Origin of the sequence: Burkholderia sp. Bp8998, from assembly GCF_003854235.1 — a bacterium.
In the GTDB taxonomy this organism is placed as follows: domain Bacteria; phylum Pseudomonadota; class Gammaproteobacteria; order Burkholderiales; family Burkholderiaceae; genus Burkholderia.
This window is the reverse complement of record NZ_QTQF01000020.1, coordinates 134,536-144,573: the sequence shown is the minus strand read 5'-3', so window position 1 is coordinate 144,573 and position 10,038 is coordinate 134,536. Positions and strand designations below refer to the sequence as shown.

Genomic DNA, 10,038 nt, shown 5'->3' with positions numbered 1-10,038 from the left:
TCTTTTCTTCTTCATCGGCATATCCATGACTTTTACACCTCATGATATGCCTCGCCCACGAAATCACGGATAGGTCCGTCGGCGGCGTCTTCATCGCATACGCCAAAAACTGGACAGCGCGCTAGATTCCGTCACACCCTTTCCGGCTGCCGCACCGCCTTCGCGATATTCCTCGCCATTGCCCCATTCGCGACGAAGTAAGGCACATCGACACGCGCAAGCGGCTTGCGGCCACGGATCCTGTCGGCGATCTTCTCCGCGATCATGATCGTCGGCGCGTTCAGGTTGCCGGTCGTGATGATCGGCATGATCGACGCATCGACGACACGCAGCCCTTCCAGCCCGTGCACGCGGCCTTCCTCGTCGACCACGGCCATGTCGTCATAGCCCATCTTGCACGAGCACGACGGATGGAACGCGGTTTCCGCGCGGGCCCGCACGAACGCGTCGAGTTCCTTGTCGCTCTTGCAGTCGGCGCCCGGGTTCAGCTCGCGGCCGCGATAACGGTCGAGCGCGGGCTGCCGCATGATCTCGCGCGTCGCGCGGATCGCATCGCGGAACTCGCGCCAGTCGAGCGCTTCGGCCATGTAGTTGAACAGGATGCTCGGATGATCGTTCGGATCGCGCGAGCGCAGCTTCACGCGGCCGCGGCTCGGCGAACGCATCGACCCGACGTGTGCCTGGAAGCCGTGCATCTCGATCGCGTTCGAGCCGTTGTAGTTGATCGCAACGGGCAGGAAGTGATACTGGATGTTCGGCCACAGATCGTCGTCGCGCGTGCGGATGAAGCCGCCCGCCTCGAAGTGGTTGGTCGCGCCGAGACCGGTGCCGTTCAGCATCCATTCGAGGCCGATCTTCGGCTGGTTCCACCACTTGAGCGCCGGATACAGCGACACCGGCTCCTTGCACTCGTACTGGATGTACATCTCCAGGTGATCCTGCAGGTTCTGGCCGACGCCGGGCAGGTCGAGCACGACCGGGATGTCGAGTTCCTTCAGCCACGCGCCGGGGCCGACGCCCGAGCGCTGCAGCAGTTGCGGCGAGGCGATCGCGCCGCTGCACACGAGCACTTCGCGGCGCGCATGCGCGGTCGAGCGCTCGCTGCCACGCAGGTACGTGACGCCCGATGCGCGCTTGCCGTCGAACAGGATGCGGTCGGCGAGCGCGTGCGTGACGATCTCGAGGTTCGACCGCACCTTCGCCTGGTCGAGGTAGCCGCGCGCGGTGCTCGCGCGGCGGCCCTTCGGCGTGACGGTGCGGTCCATCGGGCCGAAGCCTTCCTGCTGATAACCGTTCAGGTCGTCGGTGCGCGGATAGCCGGCCTGCACGCCCGCATCGACCATCGCCTCGAACAGCGGGTTCACGCCGGGCTTGCTGGTCGTGACCGACACGGGGCCGTCGCCGCCGTGATAGTCGTTCGGGCCGACGTCGCGTGTTTCGGCTTTCTTGAAGTACGGCAGGCAGTCGAGATACGTCCAGTTCTCGAGTCCCTTGTGCGTCGACCAGTTGTCGTAGTCGAGCGCGTTGCCGCGGATGTAGCACATCCCGTTGATCAGCGACGAGCCGCCAAGCCCCTTGCCGCGGCCGCATTCCATCCGGCGGTTGTCCATGTGCGGCTCCGGGTCGGTCTCGTAGGCCCAGTTGTAGCGACGGCCCTGCAGCGGATAGGCGAGCGCCGCCGGCATCTGCGTACGGAAGTCGAAGCGGTAGTCGGGGCCGCCCGCTTCGAGCAGCAGCACCGTGACATTCGGATCTTCCGTCAGGCGCGTCGCGAGCACGTTGCCCGCGGAACCGGCGCCGCAGATGATGTAGTCGTATTCGCGTGTCGTCATGACGGCGTATCTCCTATCGTTCTCAAAACACCGGGTTGTAGCGGCCGAGCTCGACCTGTACCGACTTGATTCGAGTGTAGTGTTCGAGCGTCGTGATGCCGTTCTCGCGTCCGACACCGGATTGCTTGTATCCGCCAACCGGCATCTCGGCCGGCGATTCGCCCCACGTGTTGATCCAGCAGATGCCGGCTTCGAGGCGGTGGATCGTGCGGTGCGCGCGCGACAGGTTCTCGGTCACGACGCCGGCCGCGAGGCCGTAGTGCGTGTCGTTCGCGCGGGCAATCACTTCGTCCTCCGATTCAAAATCGAGGATGCTCATCACCGGCCCGAAAATCTCCTCGCGGACGATCTTCATGTCGTCGCGGCAGTCGCCGAACACGGTCGGCGCGACGTACTGGCCGCTGCCGAAGTGACCATCGGTCAGGCGGGTGCCGCCCGCGAGCAGCTTCGCGCCTTCGGCCTTGCCGCTGTCGATGAAGCCGAGCACCTTGTCGAGCTGCGCGGCCGACACGAGCGGGCCGAAGTTGGTATCGGCATCGGTCGGCTTGCCGACGCGGATGCGCTTCACGCGTTCGAGCACGCGCTGCGTGAACGCGTCCTTGATCGAGCGGTGCACGAACACGCGCGTGCCGTTCGTGCAGACCTGGCCCGAGCTGAAGAAGTTGGCGGTGACCGCGATGTCGGCGGCGCGGTCGAGGTCCGCATCGTCGAACACGATCAGCGGCGACTTGCCGCCGAGTTCCATCGTCACTTCCTTCAGCGACGACGCGCCGGCGAGCGACATCACCTTCTTGCCGGTCTCGACGCCGCCGGTGAACGACACCTTCGCGATGTCCGGGTGGCCCGTCAGCAGTGCGCCGACCGAACCGTCGCCCTGCACGACGTTGAATACGCCGGCCGGCACGCCGGCTTCCGTATAGATTTCCGCGAGCTTCAGCGCGGTGAGCGGCGTGACTTCGCTCGGCTTGAACACCATCGCGTTGCCAGCCGCGAGTGCCGGTGCCGTCTTCCAGCATGCGATCTGGATCGGGTAGTTCCATGCGCCGATGCCCGCGCACACGCCGAGCGGCTCGCGGCGCGTATAGACGAACGACTCGGCGCGCAGCGGCACCTGCAGCCCTTCGATCGCGGTCGCGAGGCCCGCGTAGTATTCGATCACGTCCGCGCCGGTGACGATGTCGACCGCGAGCGTTTCGCCGATCGGCTTGCCGGTGTCACGCGTCTCGATCGCCGCGAGCGCGTCGTTGCGCTCGCGCAGCAGGTCGACTGCGCGCCGGAGAATGCGCGAGCGCTGCATCGCGGTCATCGCGGCCCATTCGCGCTGGCCTTCCTGCGCCGATGCGACCGCACGGTCGACGTCGGCCGCGCTCGCCTGCTGCACCTGCGCGAGCAGTTCGCCGGTGGCGGGATCGAAGGTGTCGAAAGTCTTGCCGCTGGTGGCGTCGACGTAACCGCCGCCGATGTAGAGGCGCTGCAAACCGTATACGGACATGAGGATCTCCTGGTTGGCGACTGCGTGACGCGTCAATCGGACGCGAGCAGCAGGTCGATGTAATCGTGGGCGAGCTTCGTTGCAGCCCGGGTGTCGATCGGACCGCCGGCGAGTGCGCCGCGCAGCCACAGACCGTCGATCAGTGCGGCGAGGCCGCTGGCGGCTTCCCGTGCTTTCGCGCGCGGCAGCGCCTTGGCGAATTCCGCGCACAGGTTCGAATGGAGGCGCCGCGTGTTGACGTGCTGCAGGCGCTTGAGCATCACGTCGTGCATGCTTTGCGACCAGAACGCGAGCCAGGTCTTCATCACGGGTGCGCTGACCTGCGTGTCGTCGAAGTTCGCGGCAACGATCGCGCGCAGCCGGGAACGCGGGTCCTTGCGTGCCGCGACGCGGCGGCGCGTGGTGGCCGTCCACAGATCGCGCAGCACGTGCCGCATCGTGGCTTCGAGCAGGCCGTCCTTGTCGCCGAAGTAGTGGCTGACGATGCCCGTCGAGATGTTCGCGCGCTGCGCGACCGATGCGAGCGTCGTGCCGGGCAGGCCGGCTTCGTCGATCGAGCGCAGCGTCGCGTCGATCAACTGGGCGCGACGAATCTCCCGCATTCCGACTTTCGGCATCGTGAACTCCTTCGCCCGGACGGGCCGTTCCTGGAAGTCGAGAGCTTAGCGGTTTTTTATTGATCGCTCAATCAATAAAAAATGGGGGTCCGACGGTGAATCGGTGCGCCGGAGGAACGGTGGGCGATGTTCCGCCGCGAATGTGCAGATGCGGAAAAATGAGTCGAAAGGATGTTAAATAATTTGAAGTTTGTTTAAAACGATTCCAGGAAAGATGACGCAATGATTGTGAAAATTTCCGGATATGATTTATTACACGATGAAAGAATGTCGAATTATGTGAGAATTGCTGAAATCCGGAAATTCGAATGCTCGGTGTCGAGGTCGGCAATTTATGGAAATCCGTTTCAATCGCACGATTCAAATGCGGCATGACTTTGATTTTAAAGAAAATAAATCGCGATAAAGCTTGTTGTTCGACTCGTTCGCAAACGATTGCGATGGCGTCGCATCCGATTCTGCATACCATAGAAATTCCATGAAAAATTTGAATCGGATGTATTTCCGGATGGAGTAGAGGGAATCGTTGGAATGACTTGAGTAAGTAATATCGACCGTATTAGTATGGCGCCGCACCACAAGGAATGAATCGGCGCCGCGGATATTTGCCGCGGTGCGTCGGCAATGGGCGCGGCCACCGGCCGCGATACGGCCGGCGCCCGCCATTGCGCACCTGCAGCATGCCGCGACGCCGAGACGCCGCATCCACCGGAGAACGACGATGCCGACCGAAAAACACGTGGTCCCGCTACCGAATGGTCTGAAGGTCTACGTCGAACGGAACGTGTTCGATCCGTCGTTCGACACGGCGATGCTCGTCAACGGCGCGCTCGCGACGACCGCCTCGTTCGGGCAGACCGTCCAGTATCTCGGCGAGCGGATGAACACGATCTGCTTCGACCTGCCGTATGCGGGGCAGTCGCGCCAGCACAATCCCGGCTGCTTCATCCTGACCAAGGACGACGAGGCCGCGATCCTCCAGCATCTGGTCGAGCGCTTCGCGCCCGCGTTCCTCGTGTCGGTGTCGTGGGGCGGCGTGGCGTCGCTGTTCGCGCTCGCGCGCGGCTGCCCGAGCGTGCGGCGCGCGGCGATCTGCTCGTTCTCGCCGTTCCTGAACGACGCGATGGTCGACTACGTGACGCGCGCCCGCGACCACATCGCGGCCGGCGAGAACCTGAAGGCCGCGCAGCTGCTGAACGATACGGTCGGCCGCTACCTGCCGCGCATCATGAAGCTGTACAACTACCGGTATCTGACGCGCCTGCCGCGCGACGAGCAGGACCAGGTCGCGTTCCACGTCGACCAGATCCTGTCGCTGCAGCCGGAGCGCTACCTGAGCGAATTCTCGAACATCGGCTGCGAGCTGCTGTTCCTGAACGGCGAGCGCGATGACTACACGACGCCGGCCGACGTTCGCCAGCTGGCCGCGCACGTGCCGCGCGCACGCTTCGCGACGATCCCCGACGCCGGCCATTTCCTCGACATCGAAGGCCGCGCGCAGCGCGAGACCACGCGCGCGGCGCTGCTCGACTTCTTCTGCGACGCGCCGCCCATTGCCGCGGGCATCGCGCTCGGCGCCGCGCACGCGTGTGTGTCCGCGCCGATGCCGGCGATGTCGTCGTGACGCAGCACGTCGCGCACCGGGCGCACCGGACGCATCCGAATTCTTTTCCACCCGAGGCAGGCCAGCCGTGAATATCGTTCAGACCATCGCCATCGTCGTTCCCTGGGCCGCGTGGCTCGCCTACTGGATCTCGACGTCGCAGGCCGTGAAGACGACCGTGCGCAAGGAGGCGTCGCGCTCGCGCACGCTGCAGTCGATTCCGCTGATCGTCGGCGGCGCGCTGATCATCCTGCCCGATCCGTCGTGGCAGGCGCTCGTGCCCGACTGGCAGCGCTTCGGCCTGCAGGCCCAATGCGGGCTTGCGGTGCTCGTCGCGGGGCTGCTGTTCTCCGTGTGGGCGCGGCTGCATCTCGGCACGAACTGGAGCGTGTCCGTCACGCTGAAGGAAAACCACGAACTCGTTCGCACCGGCCCGTACGGCCTCGTGCGTCATCCGATCTACACCGGCTGCCTGATCGCGCTGGTCGGCGCCGCGCTGATCGGCGGCGAGTGGCGCGGCGCGCTCGGCGTCGCGCTCGTGTTCGCGTCGCTCGCGTACAAGGTGCGCGTCGAGGAGAGCTGGCTGACCGGCTATTTCGGGCCGGCGTACGCGCAGTATCGCCGCGAGGTCGCGGCGCTGATCCCCGGCTTTTACTGATCCCCGCGAGGCGCGCGATGGCGAAGATGATCGTGACCGCGATCGGCTCGGCGGGCGACGTGCATCCGCTGCTCGGCGTCGCGCGCGTGCTTGCGATGCGAGGCCACGACGTCGTGTTCTGCACGCATCCTCCGTTCGAGGCGGCCGCGCGCCGCTGCGGGTTCACGTTCGTGCCGGTCGGTACCGCGGCCGAATACGAGGCCGCGATGGCGAACCCGGCGCTGTGGGATCCGCGCACGTCGTTCCGCACGCTGTGGCAGGTGATCGCGCCCGTGCTGCGGCCGCACTACGACGCGCTGCGCGCGCTGACCGGTCGCGATACCGTGCTGGTCGGCACGCTGTGGGCGTTTTCCGCGCGCTTCATGCAGGAGCTGCACGGCACGCCGTACGTGTCGGTGCAGGTGTCGCCCTCGACGCTGCTGTCCGCACACGTGCCGCCGACGCATCCGCGCCTGACGATTCCCGCGCGCTGGCCGCTGCCGGTGAAGACCGCGCTGATGACGCTGATCGAGCGACAGGTGCTCGACCGCGTCTGCGGGCCGGCGCTCAATGCGGTGCGCCGCGACCTCGGGCTCGCACCCGCGCGGCGCGTGCTGGGCCGCTGGCTGCATTCGACCGACGGCGTGCTGTGCCTGTTTCCCGACTGGTTCGCGCCGGCGCAGCGCGACTGGCCGGCCCGTCTTCTGCAAGGCGGCTTTCCGTTGTTCAACGATATCGCAGCACCAGACGACGATGCTGCGCTCGACGCGTTTCTCGCGGCTGGCGAGCCGCCGGTGGTGTTCACGGCCGGGTCGACGCGCGTCGATCACGCCGCGTATGCGCGCGCGGTCGCGGACGCGCTGCACGCCACCGGTGCGCGCGGCATCCTGCTGAGCCCGCACGATGCGGCACCGGATGGCGACCGGCTGCTGGTGCGCCGCTTCGTGCCGATGCGCACGCTGCTGCCGCGTTGCCGCGCGCTCGTGCATCACGGCGGGATCGGCACCGCGGCGCTCGCGTTCGAGGCCGGGATCCCGCAGGTCGTGACGCCGTTCGCGCACGATCAGTTCGACAATGCGCAGCGCGTCGCGGCGAGCGGTGCGGGTGTACGCGTCGACGGTCCGGTCGACGGCGCGCGTCTCGGTGCGGCGCTCATGCGCGTATTGGGCGAACCCGAATTCGCCGTGTATGCGGCGCGCGCGCGTGCACTGATCGACGCTGCGCCGGACGGTTGCGAGACGGCCGCCGATTTCATCGAGCGCTTCGCACCGAAACCCGGCCGCGCGAACTCGCCGGCCGACGTCGCGACGGCGGGCGCATGAGCACGGCATCGTCGCTTCAGGACACGCCCGCCGCGTTCGATGCGAGCGAACCCGCCCCCGCCGCGCCGCCGGTGCGCGGCGCCCGGCTCGCGCTCCTGACGTTCGCTCTGTCGCTCGCGACCTTCATCGAAGTGCTCGACTCGACGGTGACGAACGTCGCGGTGCCGGCGATCTCCGGCAGTCTCGGCGTCTCGAATAGCCAGGGTACGTGGGTGATCAGCTCGTATTCGGTCGCCGCCGCGATCGCGGTGCCGCTGACCGGCTGGCTCGCGCGACGCGTCGGCGAACTGCGGCTGTTCGTCGGCGCGGTGCTGCTGTTCACGCTGACGTCGCTGCTGTGCGGGCTCGCGCGCGACCTGCACGTGCTGGTGGTCTGCCGTGCGCTGCAGGGACTGTGCTCGGGGCCGATGGTGCCGCTGTCGCAGACGATCCTGCTGCGCACGTTCCCGCCGGACAAGCGCACCATCGCGCTCGCGCTGTGGGCGATGACCGTGCTGCTCGCGCCGATCTTCGGGCCGGTGGTCGGCGGCTGGATCGTCGACAGCTTCTCGTGGCCGTGGATCTTCCTGATCAATCTACCGATCGGACTGTTCTCGTTCGCGGTCTGCACCGCGATGCTGCGCCCCGACGCGCAGCGCGGCGCGGCCGGTCCGATCGACGTGCCGGGCATCGTGCTGCTCGTGATCGGCGTCGGCTCGCTGCAGGCGATGCTCGATCTCGGCCACGACAGGGGCTGGTTCGATTCGCCACTGATCGTCACGCTCGCGGTGGTCGCGGGGCTCGCGATCGTGTCGCTGCTGATCTGGGAGGCGGGCGACGCGCATCCGGTCGTCGACCTGAGCCTGTTTCGCGACCGCACGTTCTCGTTCTGTGTACTGATCATCTCGCTCGGGATGATGAGCTTCTCGGTGGTGGGTGTCGTGTTTCCGTTGTGGATGCAGGCGGTGATGGGCTACAACGCATTCCACGCGGGGCTCGCCACCGCGTCGCTCGGCGTGCTCGCGCTCGTGTTCTCGATTCTCGTCGGCCTGCACGCGCACCGCTTCGACGCACGCGTGCTCGCGACGTTCGGCTTCCTCGTGTTCGCCGCCGTGCTCGCATGGGACGCGCATTTCACGCTGAAGATGACGTTCGCGCAGATCGCCACGCCGGGGCTGATCCAGGGGATCGGGCTGCCGTGCTTCTTCATTCCGCTGACGGCCGCGACGCTGTCGCGCATCCCGGACGACCGGCTCGCGGCCGCGTCGAGCCTGTCGAACTTCCTGCGCACGCTGTCCGCCGCATTCGGCACCGCAATGAGCGTGACGCTGTGGGACAACCGTGCGACCTATCACTACGACGTCGTGTCGCAATCGGTCACGCACGCGTCGGCGAACACGCAGCGCTTCGTGCACTCGCTGAACGCGATGGGCGTGGACGGCGTGCGCGAGCTCGCCACGCTGCACCAGGTCGTGATGCAGCAGGCGTACATGATGGCGACGGGCGACATGTTCTGGATGGCGAGCATGACCTGCCTCGTGCTCGCCGCGATGATGTGGCTGACGCGACCGAAGCGCGGCGCGGCGGCTTCGTTCGGACATTGAGGAGAGCGGCATGACGACACTCGGCGCACTCGTGATCCTGTATCACCCGACCGACGCACAGCTCGCGGCGCTTGGCGCATGGCGGCACGCGTGCGATGCGCTGCTCGTTGTCGACAACACGCCACAGCCCGATGCGCGGGCGCATGAGCTGTGCGATCGCGAAGGCATCGCGCTGCTGCATCACGGCAATCGCGGCGGGATCGCGGGCGCGTACAACGCGGGGCTCGAGGCGCTGTTTCGTGACAACGTCGATGCCGTCGCGCTGTTCGACCAGGATTCGTCGGTGCCGGCCGCGTATTTCCCGGTGATGCGCGACGTCTGCGCGGGGCTCGCGGGGCGTGCATTCCTGGCCGGCCCGCGCATCTTCGACGAGAACGCGCGCAGCTTCCTGCCCGAACTCGCGACCAACGGGATCGGGTTGCGCCGCCTGCGCATCGAGCCGGGCGCGCCGCTGCAGCGCTGTGCATTCCTGATCTCGTCGGGCTGCGTCGTGTCGCGCGATGCCTTCGACGTGCTCGGCCGGTTCGACGAGACGCTGTTCATCGATCACGTCGATACCGAGTACAGCTTCCGCGCGCTTGCGCGCAACGTGCCGCTCTACGTCGTGCCGTCGCTGGTGCTGCCGCACCGGATCGGCGCGAAGCAGCGGCACGCGATCGGTCCTTTCGAAATGACGTCGATGAATCACGCGTGGCAACGGCGCTACTACAGCGCGCGCAATGCGGTGCAGCTCGGGATGCAGTACGGGCTGCGCTTTCCGGTGGCGATCGTGCCGAACCTGCTGACCGTGTGGCAGGTCGTGCAGATCGCGCTCGTCGAACGCGACAAGCGCGCGAAGCTCGCCGGCATCTTGTTCGGCGTCGCGGACGGCCTGTTCGGCCGGCTCGGCCCGCTCGAGCGCACGCGGCCGCGTCTGGCCGCGCGTGCGCAGCGCATTCAGCAGGGGTGAGGG

Annotated in this window: 9 protein-coding genes; 5 read left to right on the top strand and 4 right to left on the bottom strand. The window is 66.7% G+C overall.

Annotated features, from left to right (window positions below):
• Positions 1-131: 131 nt before the first annotated feature.
• From betA to DIE06_RS38365, 4 genes are all read right to left on the bottom strand, one after another.
• Positions 132-1,832: a choline dehydrogenase gene (gene betA / locus DIE06_RS20845; RefSeq protein WP_124662966.1), complete on the bottom strand. Its 1,701-nt coding sequence runs from the start codon at positions 1,830-1,832 to the stop codon at positions 132-134.
• Between the two features lie 22 nt (positions 1,833-1,854).
• Complete coding sequence (betB, locus tag DIE06_RS20840; protein ID WP_124662965.1) at positions 1,855-3,324, bottom strand: betaine-aldehyde dehydrogenase; 1,470 nt, start codon at positions 3,322-3,324, stop codon at positions 1,855-1,857.
• Between the two features lie 32 nt (positions 3,325-3,356).
• Entirely contained in the window at positions 3,357-3,941 is a 585-nt protein-coding gene (betI, locus tag DIE06_RS20835; protein WP_124662964.1) for a transcriptional regulator BetI, read from the bottom strand.
• A 360-nt stretch (positions 3,942-4,301) separates the two neighbouring features.
• Positions 4,302-4,607, bottom strand: a complete 306-nt coding sequence (locus DIE06_RS38365; RefSeq protein ID WP_185733436.1) for a hypothetical protein — start codon at positions 4,605-4,607, stop codon at positions 4,302-4,304.
• Between the two features lie 55 nt (positions 4,608-4,662).
• Here DIE06_RS38365 and DIE06_RS20830 point away from each other — a divergent pair, with 55 nt between their 5' ends.
• The 5 genes from DIE06_RS20830 (at position 4,663) to DIE06_RS20810 (ending at position 10,035) form a co-directional block, all read left to right on the top strand.
• The gene (locus DIE06_RS20830; protein ID WP_124662963.1) at positions 4,663-5,565 is read left to right on the top strand and encodes an alpha/beta fold hydrolase; all 903 of its coding nucleotides are present in this window, start codon (positions 4,663-4,665) and stop codon (positions 5,563-5,565) included.
• 67 nt (positions 5,566-5,632) lie between these two features.
• Positions 5,633-6,202, top strand: coding sequence for an isoprenylcysteine carboxylmethyltransferase family protein (locus tag DIE06_RS20825; protein WP_124662962.1), 570 nt, complete (start codon positions 5,633-5,635; stop codon positions 6,200-6,202).
• A 17-nt stretch (positions 6,203-6,219) separates the two neighbouring features.
• Complete coding sequence (locus tag DIE06_RS20820) at positions 6,220-7,503, top strand: glycosyltransferase (RefSeq protein WP_124662961.1); 1,284 nt, start codon at positions 6,220-6,222, stop codon at positions 7,501-7,503.
• A complete protein-coding gene (locus DIE06_RS20815) occupies positions 7,500-9,086 on the top strand; it encodes a DHA2 family efflux MFS transporter permease subunit (RefSeq protein ID WP_124662960.1) in 1,587 nt (528 codons plus the stop codon). Before DIE06_RS20820 ends, DIE06_RS20815 begins: the two co-directional genes overlap by 4 nt.
• A gap of 10 nt (positions 9,087-9,096) precedes the next feature.
• Entirely contained in the window at positions 9,097-10,035 is a 939-nt protein-coding gene (locus DIE06_RS20810) for a glycosyltransferase family 2 protein (RefSeq protein ID WP_124662959.1), read from the top strand.
• The last annotated feature ends 3 nt before the right edge of the window (positions 10,036-10,038 follow it).